The organism is Streptomyces sp. NPDC001933 (assembly GCF_042890955.1).
In the GTDB taxonomy this organism is placed as follows: domain Bacteria; phylum Actinomycetota; class Actinomycetes; order Streptomycetales; family Streptomycetaceae; genus Streptomyces.
This window is the reverse complement of record NZ_JBIASS010000017.1, coordinates 106,666-131,977: the sequence shown is the minus strand read 5'-3', so window position 1 is coordinate 131,977 and position 25,312 is coordinate 106,666. Positions and strand designations below refer to the sequence as shown.

Annotated in this window: 25 protein-coding genes; 17 read left to right on the top strand and 8 right to left on the bottom strand. The window is 68.7% G+C overall.

Features of this window, described 5'->3' with window-relative positions; translation table 11 throughout:
- Window positions 1-2: 2 nt before the first annotated feature.
- Window positions 3-1,082 (top strand): SRPBCC family protein, encoded by a 1,080-nt coding sequence (locus ACFYY7_RS33185; protein WP_388667534.1) that lies wholly within the window; start codon window positions 3-5, stop codon window positions 1,080-1,082.
- Window positions 1,083-1,566: 484 nt separating this feature from the next.
- On the opposite strand, the gene ACFYY7_RS33180 is transcribed toward ACFYY7_RS33185, so the two are convergent.
- On the bottom strand, window positions 1,567-1,722 hold the full coding sequence (locus tag ACFYY7_RS33180; RefSeq protein ID WP_388667533.1) for a DUF6131 family protein: 156 nt from the start codon (window positions 1,720-1,722) through the stop codon (window positions 1,567-1,569).
- A 651-nt stretch (window positions 1,723-2,373) separates the two neighbouring features.
- Here ACFYY7_RS33180 and ACFYY7_RS33175 point away from each other — a divergent pair.
- The 9 genes from ACFYY7_RS33175 to ACFYY7_RS33135 all read left to right on the top strand — a co-directional run bounded on the left by ACFYY7_RS33175 (window position 2,374) and on the right by ACFYY7_RS33135 (window position 6,468).
- On the top strand, window positions 2,374-2,769 hold the full coding sequence (locus tag ACFYY7_RS33175; protein WP_388667532.1) for a gas vesicle protein: 396 nt from the start codon (window positions 2,374-2,376) through the stop codon (window positions 2,767-2,769).
- An 87-nt stretch (window positions 2,770-2,856) separates the two neighbouring features.
- A complete protein-coding gene (locus tag ACFYY7_RS33170) occupies window positions 2,857-3,321 on the top strand; it encodes a gas vesicle structural protein GvpA (RefSeq protein ID WP_351268618.1) in 465 nt (154 codons plus the stop codon).
- Window positions 3,322-3,324: 3 nt separating this feature from the next.
- Window positions 3,325-4,038, top strand: a complete 714-nt coding sequence (locus ACFYY7_RS33165) for a GvpL/GvpF family gas vesicle protein (RefSeq protein ID WP_388667531.1) — start codon at window positions 3,325-3,327, stop codon at window positions 4,036-4,038.
- Window positions 4,039-4,047: 9 nt separating this feature from the next.
- A complete protein-coding gene (locus ACFYY7_RS33160) occupies window positions 4,048-4,299 on the top strand; it encodes a gas vesicle protein GvpG (protein ID WP_388667530.1) in 252 nt (83 codons plus the stop codon).
- An 81-nt stretch (window positions 4,300-4,380) separates the two neighbouring features.
- Complete coding sequence (locus ACFYY7_RS33155; RefSeq protein WP_388667529.1) at window positions 4,381-4,824, top strand: gas vesicle protein; 444 nt, start codon at window positions 4,381-4,383, stop codon at window positions 4,822-4,824.
- The gene (locus ACFYY7_RS33150) at window positions 4,821-5,636 is read left to right on the top strand and encodes a GvpL/GvpF family gas vesicle protein (protein ID WP_388667528.1); all 816 of its coding nucleotides are present in this window, start codon (window positions 4,821-4,823) and stop codon (window positions 5,634-5,636) included. Before ACFYY7_RS33155 ends, ACFYY7_RS33150 begins: the two co-directional genes overlap by 4 nt.
- A complete protein-coding gene (locus tag ACFYY7_RS33145) occupies window positions 5,633-5,881 on the top strand; it encodes a gas vesicle protein (RefSeq protein WP_388667527.1) in 249 nt (82 codons plus the stop codon). Before ACFYY7_RS33150 ends, ACFYY7_RS33145 begins: the two co-directional genes overlap by 4 nt.
- Window positions 5,871-6,278 (top strand): gas vesicle protein K, encoded by a 408-nt coding sequence (locus tag ACFYY7_RS33140; protein WP_388667526.1) that lies wholly within the window; start codon window positions 5,871-5,873, stop codon window positions 6,276-6,278. The genes ACFYY7_RS33145 and ACFYY7_RS33140 overlap by 11 nt, the downstream gene beginning before the upstream one ends.
- A 16-nt stretch (window positions 6,279-6,294) precedes the next feature.
- Window positions 6,295-6,468, top strand: a complete 174-nt coding sequence (locus ACFYY7_RS33135; RefSeq protein ID WP_266735693.1) for a CsbD family protein — start codon at window positions 6,295-6,297, stop codon at window positions 6,466-6,468.
- A gap of 461 nt (window positions 6,469-6,929) precedes the next feature.
- Here ACFYY7_RS33135 and ACFYY7_RS33130 read toward each other — a convergent pair whose 3' ends face one another.
- Entirely contained in the window at window positions 6,930-7,103 is a 174-nt protein-coding gene (locus ACFYY7_RS33130) for a CsbD family protein (protein ID WP_388667525.1), read from the bottom strand.
- Window positions 7,104-8,108: 1,005 nt separating this feature from the next.
- On the opposite strand from ACFYY7_RS33130, the gene ACFYY7_RS33125 reads away from it, so the two are divergent.
- The 4 genes from ACFYY7_RS33125 to ACFYY7_RS33110 all read left to right on the top strand — a co-directional run bounded on the left by ACFYY7_RS33125 (window position 8,109) and on the right by ACFYY7_RS33110 (window position 12,309).
- A complete protein-coding gene (locus ACFYY7_RS33125; protein ID WP_388667524.1) occupies window positions 8,109-9,017 on the top strand; it encodes a VOC family protein in 909 nt (302 codons plus the stop codon).
- A gap of 72 nt (window positions 9,018-9,089) precedes the next feature.
- A complete protein-coding gene (locus tag ACFYY7_RS33120) occupies window positions 9,090-9,659 on the top strand; it encodes a DJ-1/PfpI/YhbO family deglycase/protease (protein WP_388667523.1) in 570 nt (189 codons plus the stop codon).
- 788 nt (window positions 9,660-10,447) lie between these two features.
- Window positions 10,448-11,767, top strand: a complete 1,320-nt coding sequence (locus ACFYY7_RS33115; RefSeq protein WP_388667522.1) for a type III PLP-dependent enzyme — start codon at window positions 10,448-10,450, stop codon at window positions 11,765-11,767.
- Window positions 11,764-12,309, top strand: coding sequence for a GNAT family N-acetyltransferase (locus ACFYY7_RS33110; protein WP_388667521.1), 546 nt, complete (start codon window positions 11,764-11,766; stop codon window positions 12,307-12,309). The genes ACFYY7_RS33115 and ACFYY7_RS33110 overlap by 4 nt, the downstream gene beginning before the upstream one ends.
- A 166-nt stretch (window positions 12,310-12,475) precedes the next feature.
- On the opposite strand, the gene ACFYY7_RS33105 is transcribed toward ACFYY7_RS33110, so the two are convergent.
- Both ACFYY7_RS33105 and ACFYY7_RS33100 read right to left on the bottom strand, forming a co-directional pair.
- Window positions 12,476-13,816 carry a glutamine synthetase gene (locus ACFYY7_RS33105; RefSeq protein WP_388667520.1) on the bottom strand — a complete coding sequence of 447 codons (1,341 nt, stop codon included), beginning with the start codon at window positions 13,814-13,816 and terminating at the stop codon, window positions 12,476-12,478.
- 165 nt (window positions 13,817-13,981) lie between these two features.
- Window positions 13,982-15,016: a 3-oxoacyl-ACP synthase III family protein gene (locus tag ACFYY7_RS33100; RefSeq protein ID WP_388667519.1), complete on the bottom strand. Its 1,035-nt coding sequence runs from the start codon at window positions 15,014-15,016 to the stop codon at window positions 13,982-13,984.
- A gap of 436 nt (window positions 15,017-15,452) precedes the next feature.
- Between ACFYY7_RS33100 and ACFYY7_RS33095 the strand changes: the two genes are divergently transcribed.
- Window positions 15,453-16,505, top strand: a complete 1,053-nt coding sequence (locus tag ACFYY7_RS33095) for an alpha/beta fold hydrolase (protein ID WP_388667518.1) — start codon at window positions 15,453-15,455, stop codon at window positions 16,503-16,505.
- A gap of 147 nt (window positions 16,506-16,652) precedes the next feature.
- Here the strand turns inward: ACFYY7_RS33095 and ACFYY7_RS33090 are convergent, their stop codons facing one another.
- The 4 genes from ACFYY7_RS33090 to ACFYY7_RS33075 are packed head-to-tail and all read right to left on the bottom strand — an operon-like array spanning window position 16,653 to window position 21,871.
- Complete coding sequence (locus tag ACFYY7_RS33090; protein ID WP_388667517.1) at window positions 16,653-17,444, bottom strand: ABC transporter ATP-binding protein; 792 nt, start codon at window positions 17,442-17,444, stop codon at window positions 16,653-16,655.
- Complete coding sequence (locus ACFYY7_RS33085; RefSeq protein ID WP_388667596.1) at window positions 17,441-19,273, bottom strand: dipeptide/oligopeptide/nickel ABC transporter permease/ATP-binding protein; 1,833 nt, start codon at window positions 19,271-19,273, stop codon at window positions 17,441-17,443. The genes ACFYY7_RS33090 and ACFYY7_RS33085 overlap by 4 nt, the downstream gene beginning before the upstream one ends.
- A gap of 35 nt (window positions 19,274-19,308) precedes the next feature.
- The gene (locus ACFYY7_RS33080; protein WP_388667516.1) at window positions 19,309-20,277 is read right to left on the bottom strand and encodes an ABC transporter permease; all 969 of its coding nucleotides are present in this window, start codon (window positions 20,275-20,277) and stop codon (window positions 19,309-19,311) included.
- 13 nt (window positions 20,278-20,290) lie between these two features.
- Window positions 20,291-21,871: an ABC transporter substrate-binding protein gene (locus ACFYY7_RS33075; RefSeq protein ID WP_388667515.1), complete on the bottom strand. Its 1,581-nt coding sequence runs from the start codon at window positions 21,869-21,871 to the stop codon at window positions 20,291-20,293.
- Between the two features lie 529 nt (window positions 21,872-22,400).
- Here ACFYY7_RS33075 and ACFYY7_RS33070 point away from each other — a divergent pair.
- Window positions 22,401-22,727: a DUF5132 domain-containing protein gene (locus tag ACFYY7_RS33070; RefSeq protein ID WP_388667514.1), complete on the top strand. Its 327-nt coding sequence runs from the start codon at window positions 22,401-22,403 to the stop codon at window positions 22,725-22,727.
- Between the two features lie 191 nt (window positions 22,728-22,918).
- On the top strand, window positions 22,919-25,216 hold the full coding sequence (locus ACFYY7_RS33065) for an ATP-binding cassette domain-containing protein (RefSeq protein WP_388667513.1): 2,298 nt from the start codon (window positions 22,919-22,921) through the stop codon (window positions 25,214-25,216).
- Window positions 25,217-25,312 lie beyond the last annotated feature (96 nt).

The following is a 25,312-nucleotide window of genomic DNA, read 5'->3' as shown; positions in this document are numbered from 1 at the left end:
TCATGACCAGGACGGAAACAGACCAGCCCACGGCACAAATGTCGGGTGCGGACCGGCTTCGCGAAGAGGCGTCCAACTTCCTCAGTGCACAGGTGGAGAGGCTCGCCGAGAAGGCGGGCGAAAAACTGACCGATGTCACTGGGCAGCTCACCGATGTGGCCGAGAGCGGATCGCTTCCTGCGATCGGCTCCCGTATTCTCCAGGGCGATTCCCCGCTGAAGGCATTCGTCGGAGAGAAAGCCAAGGGCGTCAAGGACAAAGTCGTGGGGAAGGTCAAGGAAGCGTTCGGCGGTGGAAAGGGGAAGCGCAAGTCGAGCGGTGGCAAGGTCATGAACATCATCGAGGTTCTCGATGTGGGAGTGCCCCTGCGTGTCGCGTACGACCACTGGACGCAGTACGACCAGTTCAGCAGCTTCGCGAAGGGTGTTCGCGATGTCTCGAAGAGCGATGAGATGTCCAGTGACTGGAAGGTCAAAGTCGGCCCTTCCTCGCGCGGCTTCAAAGCGACTGTCCAGGAACAGATTCCCGACGACCGCATCGTTTGGACATCCGAGGGGGCCAAGGGAACTACCCGTGGTGCGGTCAGTTTCCATGAGTTGGCACCCAGCCTGACTCGAATCGTCCTGGCCGTGGAGTACTACCCGTCCGGGTTCTTCGAGAAGACGGGCAACCTGTGGCGCGCCCAAGGGCGCCGAATGCGACTCGACTTCAAGCACTTTCAGCGATACGTCACCCTTGCCCAGGAAGAGCCCGAGGGCTGGCGCGGTGAAATCCGGGACGGTGAAGTTGTCGTGTCCCACGAAGACGCCATGGAAGAAGAGGCCGCCGAGCAGGAGGACTCACAAGGCGAGGAGTCCGAAGACGAGGAGTCCGAAGACGAGGATTACGAGGAGGAACCCGAGGACTACGAGCCCGAGGACGAAGACTACGAGGACGAGGACGAGGACGAGGCCGACGACGAAGACTACGAGGACGAGGACGAGCCTGAGGACGAGGACGAAGAGGAAGGCGAGTACGACGAGGGAGAAGAAGAGGAGGAAGAGGACGTAACCCCCTCCAGGGGGCAGGGACGGCAGAGGTGACGCCGTGACTGGCGTCGCCTTCAGGCAGGGGCCTACCCGTTTCGGGGCCGCAGACCACCAATCTTGTCGGGCCGCAGCCTGGCGTTGTGAAAGCCCCCAGCGAACCTCTTGTGAAAATCCCGGCTGATTCCATGCAACGAGCCTCTCTGGGAGAGGAGTTCGTGCACGGCTTGGTGCTGCGGCGCGGACGGCCGTTGACGACCGTGGTTCCGTGCGGGGCCAAAGGCGGCTCTGCTTCGGAAGAGGCGCGCCAGGAACTTCCGCGGGTGGGACTGCGGACCGCCTGAACGTGCTCATCCACGTCGTCGCCACAGACGACGTGGATGAGGGACTATGCCTTCGGTGACCTATTCGGCGGCCTGCTCAAAGTTTCTAGGGGTCGGCAGCACCTGAAATCTGCGGCGGCGTCCAACCAAAGGCCGGAAAACACCTCCAGCGGAGAAAGGCTCCTGTACAAGTCGCTGATTGGCGAGACTCTGCCGGGCTACCAGTAGTGCCTTCGACCAGCGACCGCGTGCCCCAGCGACCCCAAGATCCACAAGGCAACCCCGATAACCGCGAGAACTATCCCAATTGTCCACAGTATGGAGATACCGGTCACGAACCCGACGACAAGCAAAATGATTCCGAGAATGATCACGGCGTTCTCCGATCTCGCACAGGCCTCTCTTTTTTTACTGTGTTCCCTGCGCGCCGCAAGGGCAACTGCTCAGGGAATGGGCACATGCGTCCAGGGCCGTCGGGGAACGGGTCAACAAGAATGAACCCCGGCGTTCCATCACTTGCGAAACGCGCATGATGATGACCGCCTTTGTGTTCGTCATCTGCGCCCAGGGCCTCAGTGGAAGCGATTTCTTCCTCAAGGGATAGTGCGCCCACCCCCCCACCATTCACGGCGTTTCATGTGCGGCAGCGATGGCGCTATGCAGCCGGTGGGGAGGCTAAGGGCTGTCCCGTAATCCCTGGCGGGCGTGCGACGGCAGCCACTTCCCCAAGCTCTCGGCTGCGCTCGAGCAGGGGAGACCCCATCCCTCGCCGTGTTGTCGGAACGCCCGAATACATCCAGTATTCGGGCGTCCCTCTGCCTTGCGATGCACCGCGTCCGACGCCGCACGCTGATCCACCAGGGATTACGGGACAGTCCTTAGCGGGCACGCGGTTAGGAGGCTGTGTCCGGAGCTGAAGCAATGTGCGAGCTCCGAGATGCGGTCGGCCCAGGCCGTATATCATGGAACAGCGTCTTGTGAAGGTGACGCGGGCATCATGTCGTCTCCGATTCCGGAGCGGGAACATGGCCGTAGGCGAAGAGGACGAGACAGGACGCGTCCGGCGTCCGTCCAGCAAGAAGCCCGTCAAGAAGACCGCCGGGAAAGCCAGCACCGGACGGGCCAGCAGCGGCACGAACGAAACGAAGCGTGCGGCACGTCGGGTTTCGGCCCCGCGAGCCATGCGTTATGCGGCTGAGCAGCTCCAGGAGCTTTTGGGGCGAGCACCCGAGTCCGTTTCGGCGTTGAAGCCGACGGAGGGCGGCTGGCAGGCGGACGTGGAAGTTTTGGAGCTGGAGCGTATCCCCGGCACGACCAGCGTGATGGCGAGTTACCGGGTGACGCTGGACGAGGAAGGCGAACTGCTGGCATATGAGCGCACCCGCCGCTACACCCGAGCCCAGATCGACCCGCGTGGCTAGGGCCGGAATACCACTGCTGCACCGCTCGACGGACGAACGGAAGCGGCCTCGTCCGGCGCTACGTGTGAGCAGCTGAAAGGAGGCACCATGACTATGGTGCCGCAGGGCGGAGGAACCATTTCCAGGGCCGGCGGAGGAGGGTCGGGGAACCTTTACGACATCCTCGAGCTGATTCTGGACCGCGGCCTGGTAATCGATGTCTTCGTGCGTGTGTCCTTGGTGGGCATCGAGATCCTCAAGATCGATGCCCGCATCGTCGTGGCGAGCGTGGACACCTACCTGCGCTTCGCGGAGGCCTGTAACCGCCTCGACCTGGAAGAGGGTCGCAAGGCTCCGTCTCAGCTGACCGACCTGGTCGGCGAGGTGACCGAGGGCGGAGCGCATGGCAAAGCCAAGGGTGCGCTCAGCGGGGCCGCTGACGTGCTGACCGACGCCCTGAAGGGAGGGCGTGACGACGAGGAGGCCGAGCAGTCGGAAAAGAGGCGCAAGGAGCCCGAGGAGAGGCGGGAGCGGCCGCGGCGTCGGCCTGCCGCCCGACGCCGCGAGGAGTGAACCATGGCCGTATACGTGTATTCCATTGTTCTGGCCACCCATCCGCAGCGCTTGGACGGCCTCCACGGGGTGGGGGACCCGCCTGCGCCCCTCCGCACGGTGCACACAGAAGTGCTGTCCGCGGTCGTCAGCGACGCGCCCGAGGAGCTGCGTCCCAAACGCCGAGACCTCGGCGCCCACCAGGCCGTCCAGGAACAGATGATGGCCGACGGCACCGTTTTGCCACTGCAGTTCGGCTTCACCACCGTGGACGACGACGCTGTACGAGCGGTCCTGGAGGACGGTACAGATAAATTCAGCGAACGCTTGCGGGCGCTGGAGGGCTGCGTGGAGTACCACCTGAAGGCCGCCCATGACGAGGATGCGCTGCTGCGCCAAATCCTTCGGGAGTCCGACGAGGCGCGTGAGCTCAACGAGGAGATCAGAAGCGGCCGCAGCAGCCCGGAACTGCCGCTCGCCCTCGGGGAGCTGGTCTCTCAAGAAGTGCAAGCGCGGCAGGAACGGCTCGCCGTCGAAGTCCTTGATGCGCTGCGCGGATTCGCTCGGGAAGAACGCTCGTCGCAGCCGACCGGGAACGACTTCCTGAGTGTGTCCTTCCTTGTGGAGCGGGACCACGAGAAGACCTTCCTCGGCGCGGAACAGGACATCGCCAAGGAACTGGGCGAGGACTTCGACCTGCGACTGGTCGGCCCGCTGCCCGCCTACAGCTTCGTCTGAGGAGTCCTCATGGGACTGCTGACTCAACTCGCAACTCTTCCGCTGGCGCCGGTGCGCGGCGTGGCCTGGGTCATGGAGCGCGTCGTCGAGGCTGCGGAGAACGAGTACTACGACCCAGCCCCCGTCGAACGGGAACTTGCCGCACTTGAGCGAGCGCTCGTGGCGGGAGAAATCGACGAGGAAGCCTTCGACCAGCGCGAGGACGAGTTGCTGGACCGGCTGGACGAGATCAGGGCTCATGTCCAGGGCGTCGATACCTGATCGCGCAGCCGGTGGAACGGGACCATTGCCACGCGCTCCCGTCGAAGCTCCGGGACACCAGGGAATTGAGGTGCAGCGGCCGTGACCGAACCCGTCGCCAGGAGGCTGGGCGACCTCCCGTCCAGGTCCGCCCCGTATGGCCAGGGCTCCTCGGCCAATCTCGCCGACATCCTGGAGCGCGTCCTGGACAAAGGCATCGTCATCGCAGGCGATATCCAGATCAACCTCCTGGACATCGAACTGCTTACCATCAAGCTGCGCCTACTGATCGCTTCGGTGGACAAAGCGAAGGAAATGGGCATTGACTGGTGGGAGCACGATCCCTCACTTTCGTCACGCGCCAACGACGGCCGCTCACTCGCCGAGGAGAACAAACGGCTGCAGGCTGAAATCACGGCGCTGCGCGAGGACCGTGAACTGCCACCGGCCAAGAACGAGGAGAGCCGCACCGCGACCCCCCGCCGCACCACACGCACCAAACGGGCAGAGTCAAGCCCCCGCAGCGAGAGGCGGGACGAGCCATGACCGCCACGGTCTCCTACGCGTACGCCGTAGCACGGGACGCCGACGGATCGCTGGTAGAAGCTCTGTCCGGGCTCCCTGGAGTAGCGGAGGCGACGGTGCATCTAGTACGTGTAGAACACAGCGACGACGTGGTGGTCGCCGTGAGCCCGGTACCCGAGCGAGACTTCCAAGAGGCCGCGCTGCGCGCGCATCTTGAGGACTTGGACTGGCTGGAGTCAGTCGCCCGCGCTCATCACCGGGTGATTGAGGCCTTGGCCGCCCGCACCGCCGTCCTGCCACTGCGTCTGGCAACGGTATACCTCGACGACGAGCGGGTGCGACTCATGCTCCGGGCCCGCCGCGAGGCGTTTGCCGGCAGACTGACCGACCTTGCAGCGCAGGTGGAGTGGGGCGTCAAGATCTATGTCGAAGCGGCCGCCGAGGCCGAGAGGCCAGCAGGCACACCCGCGGATGCGGGTCTGACCCCCGGGCGGGCTTACCTCAGCCAGCGCAGAGCACAGCGAAACGCCCGCGAAGACGCCTACAGGGACGCAGAACAGGCAGCCGAGCGGGTCGAGGCCGCCGCCCGCGCTTATGCGGTTGATCGCGTCCAGCACCGGCCGCAGCAAGGCGAACTCGCCCGCGGGCCGGGAGAGAACGTCATCAACGACGCCTACCTTGTGCCGCTGCAACAAGCTGAAGACTTCCGCGCCGATGTCATACAGGCCGCAGAAGGACTACCCGGGGTACGCGTCGAAGTGACCGGGCCGTGGGCCCCGTACTCCTTCGCCACCCTCACCGAAGCCGAACCGCTGAAGAGGGCCACGCCGTGAGGGCGGCAGGCAGGCCGGAAGCTACGCCGGAGGAGCCGCTGCCGCAACGGCAGATCGCACTGATCGACCTGCTGGACCGGTTGCTGAGCGGAGGCGTGGTCCTCACCGGTGACGTCGTGCTCTCCATCGCAGATATCGACCTCGTACGCATATCGCTGCGCGCGCTGATCGTCTCCATCAACGAACAGAATCCTTCCCCGTGGCATGCCATCTCAGCACCCATAGGAGACGACCATGTCAGGTAGGGACCGTCCGCCCGGAAGCCGCCTTGACGAGATCGCCGATGCCGCCGCCCGTGCCTTCCGCATGCTGCCCGCGATGCCGCAGGACATCCTGCCCCGGGGCGGCGCTGAGGCGCGAAGGCCGGCCCATCGGATCACTACCGCCCCGGACACGGTGGAACGGGACCTGATCAAGCTCGTACTCACACTCGTCGAGCTGCTACGACAGCTCATGGAACGCCAAGCCCTTCAGCGGGTCGACGCAGGAGACCTCACTGAGGAACAGGAGGAGCGCCTCGGAACAACTTTGATGATTCTGCACAGTCGTATGATTGAACTCTGCTCTCGGTACGATCTTTCCATGCAAGATCTCAACTTGGATCTCGGACCTCTCGGAACTCTGCTGCCACCACCCGAATGACGTCAGGGAGAAAGAAATGGGCATCGGAAAGAAGTCCAAGAATATTGGCGAAATCGCGGAGGGGAAGACTAAGGAATCGGTCGGGCGGGCCGTGGGTAACGAAAGGCTGGAGGGAAAGGGGAGGGCCCAAAAAGTGAAGGGTAAAGTGAAGCAGGTCGTCGAGAAGGGTAAGGACACCTTCAGGCACTGAAAGAAAGACACGCCGCACTGACCTGCTGCCACACTCAAGGGTGGGCCGGCGTTCAGCGGAGCAAGCGTCGGCTGGCTGCAATCGGCGCAGCTGGCCGCGGGGCAGTGCGGGCGCTCGGTATACGAGTCGCTGGGGTGACCCCGACATGCAACGGGCCGCTGAAACGAATGTGCCCGGCGAACGTCTCCGCATCCATCGGCCGCCCCTTTCGTCAAACCCCGACGGGTATGGGAACACACACGCCGGTCAGAGTCGCCGTTGTAGGATCCTCCGATTCCGAAGCCCTGGCGAAGCTTCCGACCTCTACTCGATGCGGAAATCCTGTGTTGTGAGCGACCCTGATTCCGATGTGAACGACGTGGAACGCGAAGCCGGGAGCCCCGTAGCAAGCGATGGAGATGCCGGGGGGCCGTGATACCCGGATGCGGTCGCCCCGGGTATCACGGCCCCCAACGCAGCTACTACCGTCCGGACTTCTTCAGCTGCTCAGCCGCCTTTGCCGCGGTCTCCTGGGCCTTGCCTGTCATTTGCTCGCCACGGCCCTCAACCTGCATGTCCTTGTCGTCCATGGCACCGCCGACGGTTTCCTTCAGCTTGCCCTTGACCTGCTTGGCCTTCGCCTTTGCCTTACCCATGACAATTCTGTCCTTCACTGCGGGGATGACGTAATCCACCTTGCGTCGACCACTCCGAGGCCGCAATCGGTGAGGCGTCGCGCGCACGAGCAACTGGAAGGGAGAGCTGCGGGAGCGGCACTCTCCGATCAGTCGGGCGGCTCGGGGACCGGGCGGGAACCGGGACCCGGCGCCAGGGGCGGCTCCGCGTCTGGCTGGGGTTCGGGTTCGCCGGGACCTGGCTCGGACGGCGGCTGCGGGTCGTGTGGCACCGGATCCGGACTGGGCACTGGCCTGGGACCCTCGGGGGAAGGTTCTGCGGTCATCGCTCTCGTCCTTTCTCGCGTCGCTGCTTCGCAACATCCCAGCGGACCAACCGCGAGTTGAGCGAGGTCGCCTCGAAAATGGTCCGTGGCAACTTGGCAGGGTCCTGGCTCCGCAGTCGGCATTTCACACGGGGACAGATACCGTCAGCAAAGGAATTGGGCCGCGATCTGCAAATCGGACACGAGGCCCGCGTATGACCGAGGCCCCGTCCCTCCCCCACCATGCTTCCACCGTGCCCCGAAGTTCGCCCGGTGCGCGCGACTGTGTGCACTCAAGCTGCCGTGCTACACGTTCCGAGCATGCCTCCGACGAGGCCGCACGAGGTGCCGGCTCCTCGCGTCGTCAGGCCAAGCCAGTCTGCCTCGGTGATGGTGTTCGCAGTGCTGTGGCAGCGCGCGGTGGACCTGATTGGTGTCTCTTTGACTGGTGCTGACCGAGCCGTCCTGCGGAGCGATCCGTCTTCCCGATTACTCTCGAAGCTCAAGGAGGGAGGCGGCGTCGGAGTAGGCGTGCCGGCCGCGTCCGGCCTCGGCACGGAGTGCACGCAGCGTTCTCTCCGAGGTCTCTTATGCCTGCTCAGCGCATGGGCGGAGGAAGAGCACAGTGGCTTCCCGCTTCAGCTGCCGCTGTACGCTCGCCGCCGGAGGGCCAAACGTGCATGCTGACAAAGGGGGCGTGTCCGCCTCCTAAGGTAATGCCATGGTTTCCACGCCCAGCCCGCCCCGGTCGCACAGACCACCGGCAGAGGTCACGGAACTGGCCGGATGCACTGTCGGTGCCCCTTGCTGGGCAAGCCTCGCCACACCGGACCCGCGACGCGCCGAAGACTTCTACGGAGCCGTACTCGGGTGGGAGTTCCGGCGCACTTCTCTGGGTGAGGACTTCAGGATGGCGCTCTGGGCGGGCGTGCCCACCGCGAGCCTGGGGTGCACAACACCGGCCTTGCAGGTGGCCCTGGACTGGACACCCTACTTCTGTGTCACAGACGCCGACGAGGCTGCGGCCCGCATCGTGGAACGCACCGGCACTATCGCAGTGGGTCCGGTTCGCATTCCCCTCGGTCGCGGGGCGCTGGCTGCCGACCGTGAGGGCAATCGTTTCGGAATCTGGGAAGGGCAGCTGATCGCCGACTGGGAGTCCTGGCGCGCACACCGGCCATGGCGACTGGAGCTGCGCACAGGACACATGTTCGAGGCTGCCATCTTCTACAGCGAGGTGCTCGAGTGGGCCTGCGCCCGGCACGGTTGTTGCGAGGTCCGCTACGAGCATGGCGGCGTCGCGCTCCGGGACGTCGGAAACGTGGCAGCCCGGATCGTACCGGCCGGTACGGCGCTTAGCGGGGAGCGGACGAGTCCGCGCTGGAACGTCTACTTCCCCGTACCGAATGCTGACGCGGCAGCGGAGGCGGCCTCCCGGCACGGTGGCGGAACCATCGGCCGGTTCGTAGCGGGTGATCACCGTACGGCCCTGTTGCACGACCCGCACGGCGCGGTCTTCGGTGTCGAGTCTCCGAGTGGCTCCGTGATTATCAGCGCGGCGTTTGGGCTCCGGCCCGGCGCAGATTCCGATCGGTCCCCGCGGGCCGGGAGGTCTGGCGAGGCCGCATAAGCGCAAAGATCCAGGGAACCCACGACTCCAAACCACTCCCGGCGGACCGTTCCAACCCGAAAGGACCTGGGAATGTCTGACAACGACGTGAGCATGCGGAAGGTGCTCGCCATCGTCACGAACTACGGCGTCGAGCAGGACGAACTGCTGGTGCCCCTCGAACACCTGCGGGGCTGGGGCGCCGATGCGGACGTCGCTGCTGTGTCGGCTGACGACGTTCAGACCCTGGTCGGCGACAAGGCTCCTGGGAAAACCATCCGACCCGAACTCACTCTGAGCGACGTTGACCCGGCCGATTACGACCTCCTGCTCGTACCAGGTGGCACATTGAACGTCGATGCACTGCGTCTGCAGAATTCGACGACGGAGATCGTCCGCTCCTTCACGTCGTCCGGGCGCCCCGTAGCGGCCATCTGCCACGGACCTTGGGCCTTGGTCGAGGCGGGTGTCACCGAAGGCAAGAGGCTCACCTCCTACCCCTCGCTGAGGACAGACATCGGCAATGCCGGTGGCGAATGGGCCGACGAGCCGGTCGTCAAGGATGACTCCTGCGGCTGGACCCTCATCACCTCGCGCAACCCAGGCGATCTGGAGCTGTTCCTCCAGGAGATCGATGCAGCGCTCGCCGTAAGCGCTGACTGAACGTGACCGGTCGTGCCGCTACGCGGCGTCTGGCTGAAAGACTTGTTCATGCCGCAGCGCAGTACCCCGTAGCTGCTCTCCCACCTCGTTCCGAACCGCGGGCAGCTCCCCGCCAATGCTCTCGGACCAGCCGGCGCACCGCTCCGCGGGCTCCTCGCTCCGAGCCCCTGTAACCCCTGCTCGACCGGCGGTCCCCGTGCCGCGAGGGCCAGTGCTGCCGGACGTGTCCAGAGGGCTGCGAAATTCGTTGTATCTACCTCGATTGCGGTACCCAGAAGCGGGCTGGGGACTTTCAGCTCTGTCAGAGGGACTCTCACGCCGTCCCTGCCGTCCGCACTTCACGTTCATATGGCCACTCGGCACCGTTCTTCCAGCCACCGTCGAACCGGCTGGATAGAATCGCAAACATGTTCGTGCGGTACGCGCTCGATATCCGATTCGGCCGAGAGGTCCCCGCCGCTTGGGTCGAGCGCGATACCGATGACGTGGTGATGCACTGCGTCAGCCGGCGGCAGGCCGGCCGGAAGGGCCGAGCGAGAGGCCGAGTCAGGTCGGGCTGCCGCTGTTCGTTCGAGCACATGTCCTGCACCCCTTGAGGATTCAGGGTCTGGTGCTTGTCGGCCGTACAGGGTGCACAGCAGGTGAAGGCCCCATAAGTCCATAGCGTGCGGCGGCAGGGAAGGAACCTTGATCAAATGTCATAACCGACCTTTGGACTCCCTCGTTTCATCTCATGGGTGCCAGAAAGCCCTGGGCATCGATCATCCAGTCGGATTGGGAGTTCACACGTGAGGCCTCAGGCCGCCGACATGCGTCAGATCGCCGAACAGCGCCGGACAGTCGACCGTGGCAGAACCGGCCACCGCACCCTGACCGCGTCGGCCACCGTGCACGCGTCCACCGCGCCCCTCTTCGGCCGGCCCGACCACCCCGCCCTGCGCGACGCGCTCGCCGCCGCTGCCGACGACGCCATCATCTACGACCTGGACGGCATCGGTCGCCAATACGCCGCCCTGTGCGCCGAACTTCCCTGTGTCGACGTCCGGTTCGCGATGAAGGCATGCCCGGTGGACGAGGTGCTCGACCACCTTGCCCGGCTCGGTTCCGGATTCGACGCGGCCAGCCCACAGGAGATCGCCCAGGCGCTGCGCACCGGGGTGGCGCCCGAACTGATCCACTACGGCAACACCGTCAAGTCCGACCGCAACATCGCCGAGGCATACCGGCTGGGCGTGCGCGACTTTGCCACCGACAGCCGGGAGGACGTCGCCGCCATCGCCGAACACGCCCCCGGTTCACGGGTGTTCTGTCGGATCGCGACCACCGGCGATGGCGCGCTGTGGGGCCTGAGCCACAAGTTCGGCTGCTCGCCCGAGGATGCCCTGCGGGTGCTCGGTGCCGCGCGGGCCGCCGGGCTGGTGCCCTCCGGTCTGTCGGTGCACGTCGGCTCCCAGCAGATGACAGCCGAAGCATGGGGCGAGGCGATCGAGACGCTGGCCGCCTTACTGGAGGAGCTCAACTGGCACGGCATCGTTCCGGACCGGATCAACCTCGGTGGTGGGCTGCCCGCGCTCGGCGTCCTTGACCGGCGCGGCCGGCCGCTGGAACCGCCGCTGGACAAGATGTTCACGGTGATCCGAGAAGGCATGGAACGGCTGCGCGCCGTCAACGCCGCCCCGCTGGCCTTCCTGCTGGAGCCCGGCCGCCACCTGGTCGCCGACCACGGCGCGATCCGTGCCCACGTCGCCCGGCTCACCTCCCGTCATCGGCGCGACGGCTCCCGTGAGGACTGGCTCTACCTCAGCTGCGGAAAGTTCAACGGGCTTTACGAGATGGATCAGTTGCAGTACCGGCTGGAATTCCCGACCCACCCCGGCGGGCAGTTCGTCAACGCTGTGGTGGCCGGTCCGACCTGTGACAGCGACGACGCGTACGCCCAGGAGGACGGCTTGGTACGGGTTCCGCGCACGATTGCCTCCGGCGACCCGGTCTGGGTCCACTCCTGCGGTGCGTACGCAGCCGCCTACGCCACCCAGGGGTTCAACGGCTTCGCGCCACTGCCGTACACCTGCATCGGCGGCCCGGCTCCGGATGGAGGAGGCGCATGACCGACACCCGGATCCGGCTGCTCCGGGAGGAGGACTGGGACGAGGTGGTCGCGCTGGAGGAACGCGCCTATGCGGCGAGCGGCCTGTCCGAGGGACGGGACGTACTGCGCTCCCGGCACCGCGCCTCGCCCTCGACCTGCTTCGTGCTGGAGCGCGCGGGCGGCTTCGGCGGCTACCTGCTCGCGTTGCCGTACCCGCTTTCCCGCTGTCCGGACCTGAGCCTGGCCGAGGAAGGCGCGGTACAGGGGAGCAACCTGCACCTCCACGACCTGGTGATCGCCGAGCGGGCACGTGGCCGGGGCCTGGCCCACCGGATGCAACAGCATCTGGAGGAGACTGGGCGTGCGGCCGGCTATCGGACGCTCTCTCTGGTCGCCGTGCACGGCTCGCAGGTGCTGTGGACTGCGCTGGGCTACCGCTCCCGGCCCGAGATCGGGCTGCCCGCGAGCTACGGTGCCGAGGCGGTCTACATGGCGAAGCCGCTGGAACCCGCCGGCACCGATCCGGCTCTTGAGCCCTCATCCGGAGCAGAAGTGGGCTGATGCGGATGTTCCCCGTCCCCGACGTGTTCGGTCGCTCCCGACCGACCATCGGAGCACTGCACTTCATACTCGGAGTCCAGTGAGCCACCTGGGCTCCCGGGTGCCCCTCGCGCATCGCGAAAGCGAAAGGTGCGCCATGGGCAACCGGGAGCCCCGGGCCACCCTGTCAGTACCTCCAGCGGACGGCCTCGATGATCTCCGCATCCGTGTGCGTCGCGAACAGCTTCGCCTCCGCCCGCCGGACGGCCAGCACGGCCTCGTACAGCTCGGGGCCGAGCGCATGCCGCAGCGGTGCGGACTTCTCGAAGGCGTCGGTCGCCTCCGACAGGCTGGCCGGGAGGCGCTCGGCGAAGCCGAGGGCGGCAGGGTCGCTCCGGGTCTCGGGAGGGAGGGGGAGGCCGACGTCGAGTCCGGCGAGTCCGGCGGCCATAACGCCGCCGATCACCAGGTACGGGTTGGCGGCGGCGTCGAAGCACTTGAACTCGGCGTTGGCCTGCCCGGCGGTGGAGCCGGTGATCAGGCGCAGCGCCGCCTCACGGTTCTCCAGGCCCCAGCAGCGGTAGGACCCGGCAAAGTGGGAGGGGACCAGGCGCAGGTAGGAGGCCATGCTGGGCGCGCCGAGCGCGAGCAGAGCGGGCAGCTCGGCCAGTACGCCCGCGAGGAACAGCTCGGCGTCGGGGTGCAGCCCATGACGGCCGGGGCCGCCGTGTCCGAGGTTCCGGCCCTGTTGCCAGAGGCTGAGGTGCAGGTGGCCGCCGTTGCCGAGCGAGCCCTCGGTGAAGACGGGCGCGTACGAGACCCGCAGGCCGTGCCGGGCGGAGACGGCCCGGATGGTGTGCCGTGCCAGCATCGTGGTGTCGGCCGCCTCGACCGGCCCCTCGGCGGCGACCGAGACCTCGAACTGCCCAGCGGCGTACTCGGGGTGGAGCTGAAGCACGGCCAGCCCCTGCTCGGTGAGGGCGCGCAGCACCTCCCGAAGGTAGTCGGAGTGCTCGATGAAGCGGGTCATCCCGTACCCGGGCCCGACCGTTGCGGGGTCCCCGGCGGCGTCGGCCACCACCCACTCGATCTCGATCCCGGCTCGCACCGAAAGCCCGCGCCGCTCGACGGCCTCGGTTGCCCGGCGGGCGAAGCCGCGCTGGCAACCGGGGTGCGGGGTGCCGTCCTGCGTGTAGCGGTCGGCCGGAGCCCAGGCCCAGCCGGGCTGGGCGGCGAGCCGGGTGAGCCGGTCGAGGTCGGGGACGAGCCGCAGGTCGCCCATCGGGCCGGTACTCGAAGGCGCGGTGGTGAAGGAGTCGTCCACCAGGGAGACATCGAAGCAGGGTGGGGCGCCCACACCGTACGCGGCGGCGTGTTCGAGTTGGGTGAGCGGGACGGACTTCACCCGGGTGAGCCCGGCGTTGTCGACCCAGCCGAACACCACCCCGTCGATTCCGTCGGCAGCGAGCTGGGCTTCGGCCGCCCGGGCCTGGGCGACCCGTTCGGCCCGGGAGTGCGTGGTGATCATGACGCCCATGCTGGCGTTCGCGGCAGCCGGTACGCCAGGGGACGGCCGGGAGTTCACTCGTCCGTGAACTGCCGGAGCCGGGAGGTGACTTCGGCGCCGGTGAGTCCCACTGTCGCGGGACCCACGACCCGTGAAACATGGCGCCCTTTCGGTCCTGCGGATCGATCAGGCGTGTCGGAGGCAGAGGGTTCCCCATTGGAAGCCTGCGCCGATCCCGGACAGCACGTAGGTGTCTCCCGGAAGCAGGGAGCCTTCGGTGACGGTGGTGTGGAGTGCGGTGAACACACCGGCTGATCCGGTGTTGCCCAGTCGGTCGATGGTGACGGCAGCGCGCTCACGGGGCACGCCCAGGGCAGCCATGGTCTCGGTGAGGATGTTCAGGTTGGCCTGGTGCAGGAAGAAGTGCCGGACCTGGTTGATCGGCACGCCGGCGCGGTGGGCGGCGCTGGTGATGCTCTCGGGCAGGTGTGTGGTCGCGGCGTTCCAGACGGCACGACCGTCCATGTACAGGTAGTGCTCTCCGGCGGCGACGGTGGCGGTGCTGGCGGGCAGCCGGGAGCCTCCGGCGGGGATCTGGACGTCGTAGGACAGCTGGGAGCCCAGGTTGTAGGAGAGCAGACCCGCTCCGGGGGTGTCGGTACGGGAGAGGACGACGGCTGCTGCGGCGTCTCCGAAGAAGACACCGGTGGTGCGGTCGGCGGGATCAGCGACCCTGGAGGCGCAGTCGGCCGCGAGGAGCAGGATGGTGGTGATGGAGGGGTTCTGCAGGAGATGGGCGGCGATCAGCATGGCCTGGATGCCCGAGGCGCAGGCGGCTTGGGTGACGTCCAGGGACAGAGCGCGGTGGGCGCCGAGAGCGTCTTTGACGATCAGCGCGGTCGACAGGAGCGGCTGGTCCCAGGTGTAGGTGGCGACGATGACCGCGTCCAGCTGGGCGGGCTGGATACCGGCGGCGTCCAGGGCCGGGTGGGCGGCGGCGACGCACATGTCGGAGGTCGCCAGGTGCGGGGCCAGACGGCGGCGTTCTCGGATACCGGTGCGGCTGGTGATCCATTCGTCGCTGGTGTCCAGGGTGCGGGTGAGCTCCTGGTTGGTGACGACCGCCGGTGGCAGGTGCATCCCGGTTCCGGTGATGGCGAACGGCACGGACAGGCCGACGCCGGTCTGGTGGAACAGGGTCTGGTCCAGGGCGACGGTCATGCCACGGTGCTCCGCTCGGGCGCGATCGGTGCGCCTCGAAGAACTCCCATATTCCGTTCCTCTTCTGTCGGTTCGTGAATGCCGGCAACGCCGGACCCGTCGAATTCAAAAGCCGCCGCATCGTCTCACGGAAAAAAGGCAGGTGGACCGCGCCGTAATCCGTGAGCGTGATGAATGATTCGGCTGCTTGACATCGCAGTGCTGGAAATTCTTCTTCGTGCTCCGGGATGGCATGGGCTACGAATCCACCGCCGACCATGAAACTGCCCCACAAGACCGTCCAGGCTTGATCAGGACCTTGCCGATGAGGCGGTCGCGCGCGTTCCACGGCAATCCGGGTGGGGGCGGGTGGGCAGGGGACGGATACTGGCAGTGATCGGTTTTCGAATACCTTTGCGGAGGGCCGATGCTGCGGGACGGACGAGTCGTGGACTCCTTGCTCGCGCTGTTGAGCCGGGACTGGCTCGGGCTGCCGATTGCGCTGCTGGTGGCGGGGGCGGGTGGAGGGTTGACCGGGGTCGGGACGGCATGGGCGACGGCGCTCGGTGGCCTCGCCATGACTGTCGGTGTGCTGCTGGCGGCGGGGTCCGTTCGCCACCTGGTGCTGGTGGCCCGCGAGCGGCGGGAGAATCCTCCGCCGGGGCGGCTGGTCGGTGTGGGCGGTCACCGGATGCACGTCTTCGCAGAGGGAGAGGTCGGGGGCGGGCCGACGGTGGTGTGGATGCCTGGCGGGCATGCCCCTGGTGACGACTTTCGTGAACTGCACACGATGCTGTCGGCCCGATCCCGGTCGGTGCTGGTCGACCGCTTCGGTTCGGGCTGGAGTGATGTCGGGCCCTTCCCGAGAACGACGGCGGGCGAAGCGGAGGAGCTACTGGCTGCGCTGGAGGGAGCGGGGGAGCGGGCACCCTTTGTGCTCGTCGGTCATTCCTTCGGAGGGTTGCTGGTCGCGAACGCGGCCAGGCGTCGGCCGGATCTGGTGGCCGGGCTCGTGTTGCTCGATCCGACGCCCCTGGAGGTAGTCGCCTTCGCGCCGCTCGACCGGCAGCTCGCGGGAACGCGTCGCGGTCTCCTGCTGACGGCGGTGCGGCAGCTGTTCGGTGCCCACCGCGGCCCGGCGAGCCGGGCCGCGGTGGGCTGCGCCGCCGCGTCGGCTTTCGCCGAGCTGTCGCCATCCGGGTTGGCGAGAGTCGGCTGGGAGACCGTGGTGTACGACGGGGATCTCGGGGACCTGCCGCTGGTGCTGGTGATACCCCGAGATCTCACCGGCGGTGAGGCGGTGCTGGCCGGCGCCCGGGACGCAGCCGAGGCCGAGCGGATCAGCCGCTTCTATCTCCGAAGCAGGGTCCGGTACCTGGCGACGTCGACATCGTCACGGCTGGTGCATACGCCGGAGGGAACGGGCCACGACTTCCCGCACGAGGTGCCCGCGTTCGTGGTCGGCGTGGTCGGGGGCCTGGTGCGGGAGCTGCGTGTGACCAGCTCCTGACCGTTCGCGCGGAGTCGGCCCGGATCGGGCGTCGTCGGGAGAAGGAACCCGGGTCCACGACGTCGCGGCGAGTTCGCGGCGGTACCGGGGCCGCCGCCGTGGTCGTGGCCGGCCTCGGCCAGGTGACCGCGTCCGGATGCCCGACGGTCATGACGTCCTCTCCTCGGACGGGGATGCGCGCAGGGACGGCACGGAGGCGAGCAGCGTTTGGGTGTAGGGGTGCTTCGGCGTGCGCAGGATCGTCTCGGTGGGGGCGGTCTCGACGATCCGGCCGTGCCGCATGACCGCCACGACGTCGGAGACGTGGCAGACCGCCGGCAGGTTGTGGCCGATGAACAGCATGGAAAATCCGAGCCGTCGCTGGAGTTCGCGGATCGTGTTGAGGACGGAGGCCTGCACCGAGACGTCGAGCGCCGAGGTGATCTCGTCGGCGATCAGCAGACCGGGCTCGACGGACAGGGAGCGGGCAAGGGCGACTCGCTGGCGCTGGCCGCCGGACAGCTGCCGCGGCAGGCGATCGGCGAGCCGGGGGTCCAGGCCGACGAGGCCGAGCAGTTCGCCGACGCGCTCGGCGCGGGTGGCCCGGTCGAGCCGGCGGAAGACTGTGGCAGCCTCGACGAGAGCCTGACGGGCCGTCATCCGGGGGTCGAGCGCGGTGTCCGGGTCCTGGAGGACGACCTGGACAAGACGGCCGAGCCGACGCCGGTCGCGGACGGTGCGGGTGCGGACCTCCTGGCCGTCGATCAGGACCCGGCCACCGTGCACGGGGACGAGGCCGACGATCGCGCGGGCCAGGCTGGATTTCCCGGAGCCGGACTCCCCCACGAGACCGAGCGTGGTGCCGGACGGGATTTCCAGCGAGACACCGTCCACGGCGGCGAGGGAGCCGCGGGGGCCGGGGTGGCGGACGGTGAGGTCGGTCACCTGAAGGGTGGTCATGACGCGGTCACCGTCTCCGGGGCCGCTGCCACCGGTACCGGATACCAGCAGGCGACCCGGTGGCCGGCACCGAGGTCTTCCAGCGCTGGAGCCTGCTCGGCGCAGTGGTCCCGGCGGCGCGAGCAGCGGGGCTCGAACGGGCATCCCGGTGAGGGTGCGAGCGGATCGGGCGGCGCACCCTCGACCGTCGGCAGCGGTCGGCCGCGGTCGGCGGTGAGGTCCGGTACCGATGCGACCAGGGCCCGGGTGTAGGGGTGCCGGGCACCGTCGGCGAGGCGGTCGGCGGGCAGGGTCTCGACGATGGTGCCCGCGTACATCACCAGGACCCGTTCGCAGAACTCGCCCACGAGCGCGACGTCGTGGCTGATGAACAGGATCGCGGCGGAGGTGTCCCGTCGGAGGTCGGTGAGCAGCCGGGTGATCTGCCGCTGCACGGTGACGTCGAGCGCGGTGGTCGGTTCGTCGGCGATGACCAGTCCCGGCCGCACCATCAGCCCGGAGGCGATCATCACGCGCTGGCGCTGGCCACCGGAGAGCTGGTGAGAACGTGAGCGCAGCACTGCCGGGGGCAGGGCGACCCGGCGCAGGGCGTCGGCAGCCTCCGCCGCGGCCTGGGCACGGCTCGCACCGCGGTGGGCCCGGACGGCCTCGGTGAGCTGGGCGCCGATCCGGAGGGACGGGTTGAGCGCCGAGGCCGGATTCTGGAAGATCACCGACAGGCCCGTCGCGAGGTGCCGGTCCCGCTCCTTCGGCGTCAGGGCGGCCAGGTCGGCTCCGAGCAGGCGCAGAGTGCGCCGGGACACCCGGGCGCCGTACGGGAGCAGGTCGGCGATGGCGAGCGCGGTGAGCGACTTGCCCGACCCCGACTCGCCTACCAGCCCGACGGCCTCGCCCGGCCGCAGCGAGAGCCACACACCGCGCACCGGCCGGATCGTGCCGTCCGGGGTGGTGAGTTCGACGGAGAGGTCTTCGACCTGGAGGACCAGCCCGTCCTCCGCGGGGCCGCTCGGTGCGGGCGTCGGTGCGGGGGTACGCGGCGCCGGGCCGCGCCGGGCGGCGTTCCCGGCCAGGACCTCGCCCAGCAGCTGGAAGGTCAGGGCCGCGTAGAGGACGGCCAGCCCCGGGCCGAGCGCGGGCAGCGGTTCGGCGTAGATCCGGTCGAGCCCCTGGCCGAGCAGCTGCCCCCAGTCGTAGCCCGGCGGTTGGACGCCCAGGCCCAGGAAGCTCAGCCCGGAGAGCGCGACCAGGGCGGTGCCCGCCGCCGTGGTGGTGCTCAGGAGCAGCGGTTCGGCGATGTTGGGCAGGACGTGCCGCCACAGCAGCCGGTGGCGGCGCAGGCCGAGGACCCTGGCGGCGGCCAGGTGATCGGTGCCCGCGACGCCTGCGGCGAGGGTCTGGGCGAGCCGGGCGAATCCGGGGACGCCCGCGGCTGCGAGGGCGAGCACCGCCCCGGCGGCGCCCGCGCCGAATACGACCGCGAGGAACATCGCGACGAGGAGCGCCGGGAAGGCGAGCAGGAGGTTGATCAGCCCGGCGGTCAGCCGACGGCCGCGTCGGCCGAGGACGGCGGTGCAGGCCCCGAGGGGGACTCCCGCGGCCGCACCGAGCAGGACTGCCGCCAGCGCGAGCAGCAGGGAGGACCGGGTGGCCGTCAGGATCCGGGCGAGCAGGTCCCGGCCGAGGCTGTCAGTGCCGATCGGGTGTTCCGCAGAGGGGCCCTGGAGTACGGCCGAGGGGTCCGGGTGGTCGGCTGCCGCACCCCAGACCGGCGGGCCGACCAGTGCGAGCGCGACGAGCGACGCCAGCATGACCGCGGTGGCCCAGGCCATGGGCGAGCGCCGGAGGCCGGACGGAAGGCTCATGATCACATCTCCCGGATCGCCGAACGGGGGTCGAGCACGGCGAGCAGAACGTCGACCAGGAGGCCGGCGAGCAGCACGGTGGTGCCCAGCACCAGCACCATGGCCTGCACCACCGGGTAGTCCTGTGCGACCACGGACTGGGCCATGGCGGAGCCGATGCCGGGCCAGGCGAAGACCTTCTCGACCAGCACGGTGCCGGCGATCAGGGCAGGCAGCAGGCTCCCGGCGACGGTGAGTGCGGCGGCGGCCATGTTCGGTGCCGCGTGCCGAAGGTAGCGGCGTGCGGAAGACAGCCGTTTGCTCCGGGCGGTGCGCAGGTAGTCCTCGTTCAGCACCTTCAGCGCCTCCACCCGGACGATGCGCAGCAGGACGGCGGTGGGTGCGAGGGAGAGCGCGAGGACGGGCAGGACGAAGGACTCGACGCCCGCCGCACCGGCCACCGGCAGCAGTTGGAGACCGACGGCCAGCAACGCGGTGAGTCCGGCGGCCAGGACGAAGTCCGGCACTCCGGTCAGACCGGCGGTGACCGCGGCGAACACCAGCTCGGTGCGCGGGCGGCGGCCGTCGCGGGTGCGGACTGCGGCCAGCAGGCCGCCGGGCAGGGCGACGGCGAGGGTGACCAGGAAGGCGAGGCCGGCGATCTCCAGGGTGGCCGGCAACCGGGTGCGGATCAGCTCTGCGACCGGTGCCCCGGTGACCAGCGAGGTACCGAGGTCGCCGTGCAGGAGGCCGCCGAGGGAGTGCTGGTACTGGGACAGGAAGGGGGTGTCGAGCCCGAGGGCGTGCCTGCGAGCGGCCACCAGGTCGGGGGCGGCGTCGACGCCGAGCGCGGCCCGGACCGGATCGCCGGGGATGAGACGGATCATCGCGAACGACGCGGTGACCACGACCCCGAGGGAGAGGAACAGCCGGAGGCTGCGGCGGCCGAGGAACACCGTCCAGGGGTGCCGCAGCAGCTGGGGTACGGACATGGTGGGCCCCAGGTCACTGGTGGAGGCGGATGCTGGTGGGAACGAGCTGGCCGCCGAAGGTGGTGGCGAAGGTGGTGCGGTAGCCGTACACACTGCTCCGGCCTTCGGCGATCGGCAGCGCGTCGGCCGAGCGGAAGAGCGCGGCGGCGGCCCGGTTCCAGGTGTCGCATCCGGTTGTGTCGGTCTCCCGGAGAGCCTGGGCGACCAGGGCGTCGTACTCGGGATTGGTCACCCCCGCGAAGTTGAGTCCCTTGGCGGGAGCGGAGCCGGAGAAGAAGGGGATGAAGCCGACCGGCAGGGCGAAGCCCGGGGTACTGCCGACCACCACGTCGAAGTCGGCGCTCCGGTACATGGCGTTGACGAGAGCGGGCAGGCTCTCGGTGACCAGTTCGACCTCGGCGCCGAGCGCCGTCCACTCCCGGGCCATCAGCTCGGCGACGGAGGCCAGTGTCGGGCCGAGGTCGGGGCTGGTGATCAGGCGGAGCCGGAGCGGCTGGCCGTTCTTGGTCAGCGGGCCGTCGGCGGAGCGGGTCCAGCCGGCGGTGCGCAGAGCTGCGGCAGAGTTCTGCGCGGGCAGATTGGCATCGGCGAGGTCGGCGTGGCAGACGGCGCCCTCGGCACCGAAGTCGGTGGCGGGGCTGCCGGTGCCGCCGACGGCGACGTTGGCGAGCCCCCGGCGGTCGAGGGCGGAGACCAGGGCACGGCGCAGTGCCCGGTCGGCGAGTGCCCGGCCGGGGCGCTGGTTGAAGAAGGTCAGCCCGACCACGGTTGCCACGTCTTCGGTGGCCAGGCCGCGGCCGGTGAGCCGGGCGCGATCCGGCCCGCTCACACGTGCGATGTCGATGCCCCCGGTGAGCAGCAGGTTCGCTGCCGTGGAGGTCTGGGGCACCACCGAGATGACGATGCGCGCGGGGAGACCGGGTTCCGTGGTCGTCGCCCCGGCGGGTCCCCAGGAGTAGTCGTCGCGGACGGTGAACTCGTACGGTCCGCCGGGGGTGTAGCGGGTCAGTACGTAGGGGCCGGTTCCCTGGGTGGCGCGGTCCAGTGAATGGGGCCGGTCGAGGCCGGCGGGGCAGACGATCGGCAGCAGGCCGATGGTACGGGTGAGGAACGGGAAGGGGGCGGCGGCGGTCACCGACACCGTGCCGGTCCCGTTGTTGGCACTCGCGGTGAACGGGACGTTCGGGAGGACGGTCTGGGCGCCGGCGAGCTGGTTGGCCGGGTCGTTCGCGTAGGTGAGTGCCCGGGCCACCGCCGAGGCAGTGAGGGGAGTGCCGTCGGAGCAGGTGATGCCCGGGCGGAGGGTGAAGGCGGCCGTGGTGGCCGTGGCCTGCCAGGAGGAGGCCAGGCCGGTGACCAGGGCGCCGTCGGGGGCGAGGTTGACCAGGGAGTCGTAGGCGTAGCGGGCCTGGGAGGCACCGAAGGCGGAGTACGGGTCGAAGCTCGGCGTCTCGCTGGATTCGGCGATCCGGACGGTGCCGTGATCCACCAGGGGGGTGGTCGTCGAGGAGGTGGCGCCGCCGCAGCCGCTCAGCACGACGGCCGAGGCGGTGAGGGCTGCCGCCAGTGCGACCGGCGGGGTGCGTCGGAGCATGGCGTCATGGTGCCACCGGGACTGTGCCGTGGTGATCCAACCGACTTGTGCGGCAAGCGTGTTCGGGCATCCCGAGCCGCCTGGCGGCTTGACCGGGAGCCGTCAGGGGCGACTGGTGCGGGAGGTCCTGATTCACCCTTACGAGTCACCCGGGCGGTCGCATGGCGAACGAAGGGCGGGCCGGACCGGGGCCGCGGCGGCCATTCCGGGAACTCGATGCTCACAGAGGAGGGTAATCAGATAATCGCTCAAATGAATGTGCCGGGCGTGTTGCAATTCGGGTTACGTGGAAAGGCTGCAAACACTCACATGAGTGAACCCGGGGGAAGCCATTTGGTTCAGGTGGTCGTGGTTCGACTACCGTGATCACGGGATCGGACGGCCCGCTTTGGTGTCCGGTAATCCGATTCATTAGGTGAGTCCCGGATTTCGAGATGGAATGCTTCACATCCGCCCGGCTGTGCGCTGCTTCGGTGTTCGCCGTGCCCGGGTTCCCTGTCATACGTATGCGTAGAGAGGATGGAGCATCATGCCGCCTGTAGTACCGCCCTTCCTGGTCGGCCTCATCGTCGCGCCACTGGCCAAGCGCCTGCTCAAGCCACTGGTGAGTGGAGTCGTCAAAGCATCCGTCGGTATCGCGATGGAGGTGAAGAAGGCGGCTCAGGAGGCCGGGGAGAACATCCATGACCTCGCGGCCGAAGTGGCCGCCGATGTGGTGGCCGCCCAGATCGCCGCCGGTGACATCGAAGGCCACCCCGGTGACGGCCAGCACCCCGCCGAGAACGACGCCAAGGGGGGCACGAGGGCCCCGAAGATCCGCGCGACCGCCGGTAGCGCCGCCGGAAAGGCGCACTGACAGTCCGTAAGGACCCGCGGCCGCCGCCAGGCGCGTATGCCGATCGATTTCGGCGGAATGTGCCCGGGCGGCGGCCGTTCGCAGGCCGTTCGGCCGCAGAGATCTACCGTCCAGATTTTCCCGCTCCGTCGCCGTAATCCGTCGTGTCCGTGGCGGTTTTCCGCGACCTCCGCAAACAGGTGATCGTACACATGCCATCGGTACTGGGTGCCGCAGCCGGATTCCGTTCCGTGGAATCGGGTGCGAGCCCGCGCTCGGTCACACCGGGCCGCCAGCGCTGGGACGTCAAGCTGGTCCTCGGACGACCCCGGACGGCCGAGATCCTCGCCGCTGTGCTGCGCCATATTCCCGGGATCACCGAGGCCCAGGCCAACCCGGTCACCGGCGGGGTGCTGGTCCGGCATGATGCGCGGCTGCGCGCCACGGACATCGGCCGGATCATTCGCAGAGCTGTCACCCGGGTCGCGGAGGATGCGGCCGGAGTGGGACGTCCGGCGCCGGCCCGGCCCGCCCTCGCGTCGGCCCCGCGGGCAGACCGCGGCCTGGTCGTGCGCCCGGTGCTCGCCGTTGGCGGCGGAGTCGCGGCCGGGGTCGCACTGGTCAAGGGGTCGGCGTTGAGCAGGCAGTTGGTGGCTGCGGGCGGGGTTGCCGCGGCGACCGCGGTCGTCCTCCGGAAGGCCTGGCGCGGAACGGTCGACGCGTCCCAGGACGCGGCCGGGCCCGGTGCCGAACGCCATCCTTTGCTGGAGATCGTCGGTCCGCACCGACACCGCCTCTACCGGGCCGCCGCTCTGTCCATCGCTTGCCAGGCCGCGGAGATGGCGCTCGGCACCTTCCTCGGATGGACCGGCCTGGTCCTCATCAAGGGCGAGGCAGCTCCACTGGTCAGCCTCGGCCTGACCACGGCCTCCGCACAACTCTGGGGTCTGGCCGGGCTGGTGGCCGCGGCCTGTGCCGCGGTGGCGGGCCTCTCGTACGCCTCCAACCTCCAGTGGCGCCGACTCGGCCAGGACATCGAACACGACTGGCGGGGCCGCACGTACCGACACGTCCAGCACCTCGAACTGGGGCACCTGGAAGGTGAGCGGACCAGCCGGGTGGCCGGCGCGCTCACCAACGACGTCCACCAGCTGGGCGCCTTCTTCGCCGGCCCGGCCAACGACGTGCTGCAACTCGGCACCAGCCTGGCCCTCCTGGTGCCGGCGTTCCTCCTGTTGGCACCGCAGATCGCCTGGATCGCATTCCTGCCGGTCCCGGTCATCGCCTGGCTGTCGCTGCACCACCAGGACAAGGCCGCGGCAGACTACGCCGCCACCGGCGAGCGCCGGGCCAGGCTGGGCAGCCAGGTGATCAACTCGCTCGAAGCGGGTGCGACCGTCAAGAGCTTCTGCACCGAGGGCTACGAGGCCGAACGCATCGACGAGCTGAGCGAGGCGGTCCAGGAGAGCAGCCGGTACACCGACCGGAGCACGATCCGCCATGCCGAGACGGTCCGGGCCTGCACCACCGCATCGATGGCCGGAACCCTGCTGATCGGCGGCCGTTCGGTACTCAACGGCACCCTGCGCTTCGAGGTGTTCAGCCCGCTGATCGGGCTGCCCCAGATGCTGCTGATGCGGATGAGCCGGCTCGGCGGCATCGCCGACCAGTACCAGCGCACCCTCGCCTCCTACGACCGGGTCCAGCGGCTGCGCGACCTGCCCGTCGAGGCCGACAGCGGCGACGGAACGCTCGACCTCGCCGATGTGCGGGGTGAGATCGTCCTCGACGGGGTCACCTTCGCCTACCCCGGTCGGCCGGCGACACTGGAGGACCTCTCACTGACCGTCCCGGCCGGGCAGGTGACCGCCCTGGTGGGCGCCACCGGCTCCGGCAAGACGACGATCGCCAAACTGCTGATGCGCTTCCAGGACACGGAGTCCGGCAGGGTGCTGCTCGACGGACGGGACATCCGGGACCTGCGGCGGCACGCCCTGCGCCACACCATCGGCTTCGTCGCCCAGGACCCGTTCCTCTTCGACGGCAGCATCGCCGACAACATCCGCTACGGCAGCTTCGGAGCCTCGGACGAGGCCGTGGCCCAGGCCGCCGCCATGGCCGAGGCGCACCCCTTCATCGCGACGCTGCCGGACGGCTACGACACCCTGATCGGTGAACGCGGCGCCGCGCTCTCCGGCGGCCAGCGGCAGCGGATCGCCCTGGCGCGCGCGATCCTCAAGGACTCGCCGGTCGTCATCCTCGACGAGGCCACCTCCGCCGTGGACAACGAGACCGAGGCCGCCATCCAGCGCACGCTGCGCAGCTTCGCGGCCGACCGGACGATGGTCGTCATCGCCCACCGCCTCTCCACGGTGCGCCACGCCGACCGTATCTACGTCATGGACAAGGGCGGCATCGTCGCCGAACAGGGCACCCACGACGAACTCCTCGCCCAGCACGGACTCTACGCATCCCTCTGGCAGCTCCAGGCCGGCGAACTCGCCGCCTGACCGCAGAAGACCGCCCCGCCCGCCGACCGCGTGACGCCACCGCGGTCGGCGAGGCCGGTACGTCCTGCGTGCATGCCCGCCCATAACTTCTGGAGG

What these genes read in the sequence shown, in the direction of transcription:
- ACFYY7_RS33130 (WP_388667525.1), bottom strand. Translation starts at nt 7,103, where the DNA reads ATGGGTAAGGCAAAGGCGAAGGCCAAGCAGGTCAAGGGCAAGCTGAAG.
- ACFYY7_RS33135 (WP_266735693.1), top strand. Translation starts at nt 6,295, where the DNA reads ATGGGCATCGGAAAGAAGTCCAAGAATATTGGCGAAATCGCGGAGGGG.
- ACFYY7_RS33100 (WP_388667519.1), bottom strand. Translation starts at nt 15,016, where the DNA reads ATGACCGTCGCCCTGGACCAGACCCTGTTCCACCAGACCGGCGTCGGC.
- ACFYY7_RS33070 (WP_388667514.1), top strand. Translation starts at nt 22,401, where the DNA reads ATGCCGCCTGTAGTACCGCCCTTCCTGGTCGGCCTCATCGTCGCGCCA.
- ACFYY7_RS33160 (WP_388667530.1), top strand. Translation starts at nt 4,048, where the DNA reads ATGGGACTGCTGACTCAACTCGCAACTCTTCCGCTGGCGCCGGTGCGC.
- ACFYY7_RS33110 (WP_388667521.1), top strand. Translation starts at nt 11,764, where the DNA reads ATGACCGACACCCGGATCCGGCTGCTCCGGGAGGAGGACTGGGACGAG.
- ACFYY7_RS33075 (WP_388667515.1), bottom strand. Translation starts at nt 21,871, where the DNA reads ATGCTCCGACGCACCCCGCCGGTCGCACTGGCGGCAGCCCTCACCGCC.
- ACFYY7_RS33105 (WP_388667520.1), bottom strand. Translation starts at nt 13,816, where the DNA reads ATGATCACCACGCACTCCCGGGCCGAACGGGTCGCCCAGGCCCGGGCG.
- ACFYY7_RS33175 (WP_388667532.1), top strand. Translation starts at nt 2,374, where the DNA reads ATGGCCGTAGGCGAAGAGGACGAGACAGGACGCGTCCGGCGTCCGTCC.
- ACFYY7_RS33165 (WP_388667531.1), top strand. Translation starts at nt 3,325, where the DNA reads ATGGCCGTATACGTGTATTCCATTGTTCTGGCCACCCATCCGCAGCGC.
- ACFYY7_RS33120 (WP_388667523.1), top strand. Translation starts at nt 9,090, where the DNA reads ATGTCTGACAACGACGTGAGCATGCGGAAGGTGCTCGCCATCGTCACG.
- ACFYY7_RS33170 (WP_351268618.1), top strand. Translation starts at nt 2,857, where the DNA reads ATGACTATGGTGCCGCAGGGCGGAGGAACCATTTCCAGGGCCGGCGGA.
- ACFYY7_RS33080 (WP_388667516.1), bottom strand. Translation starts at nt 20,277, where the DNA reads ATGTCCGTACCCCAGCTGCTGCGGCACCCCTGGACGGTGTTCCTCGGC.
- ACFYY7_RS33085 (WP_388667596.1), bottom strand. Translation starts at nt 19,273, where the DNA reads ATGGCCTGGGCCACCGCGGTCATGCTGGCGTCGCTCGTCGCGCTCGCA.
- ACFYY7_RS33090 (WP_388667517.1), bottom strand. Translation starts at nt 17,444, where the DNA reads ATGACCACCCTTCAGGTGACCGACCTCACCGTCCGCCACCCCGGCCCC.
- ACFYY7_RS33185 (WP_388667534.1), top strand. Translation starts at nt 3, where the DNA reads ATGACCAGGACGGAAACAGACCAGCCCACGGCACAAATGTCGGGTGCG.
- ACFYY7_RS33065 (WP_388667513.1), top strand. Translation starts at nt 22,919, where the DNA reads ATGCCATCGGTACTGGGTGCCGCAGCCGGATTCCGTTCCGTGGAATCG.
- ACFYY7_RS33125 (WP_388667524.1), top strand. Translation starts at nt 8,109, where the DNA reads ATGGTTTCCACGCCCAGCCCGCCCCGGTCGCACAGACCACCGGCAGAG.
- ACFYY7_RS33140 (WP_388667526.1), top strand. Translation starts at nt 5,871, where the DNA reads ATGTCAGGTAGGGACCGTCCGCCCGGAAGCCGCCTTGACGAGATCGCC.
- ACFYY7_RS33150 (WP_388667528.1), top strand. Translation starts at nt 4,821, where the DNA reads ATGACCGCCACGGTCTCCTACGCGTACGCCGTAGCACGGGACGCCGAC.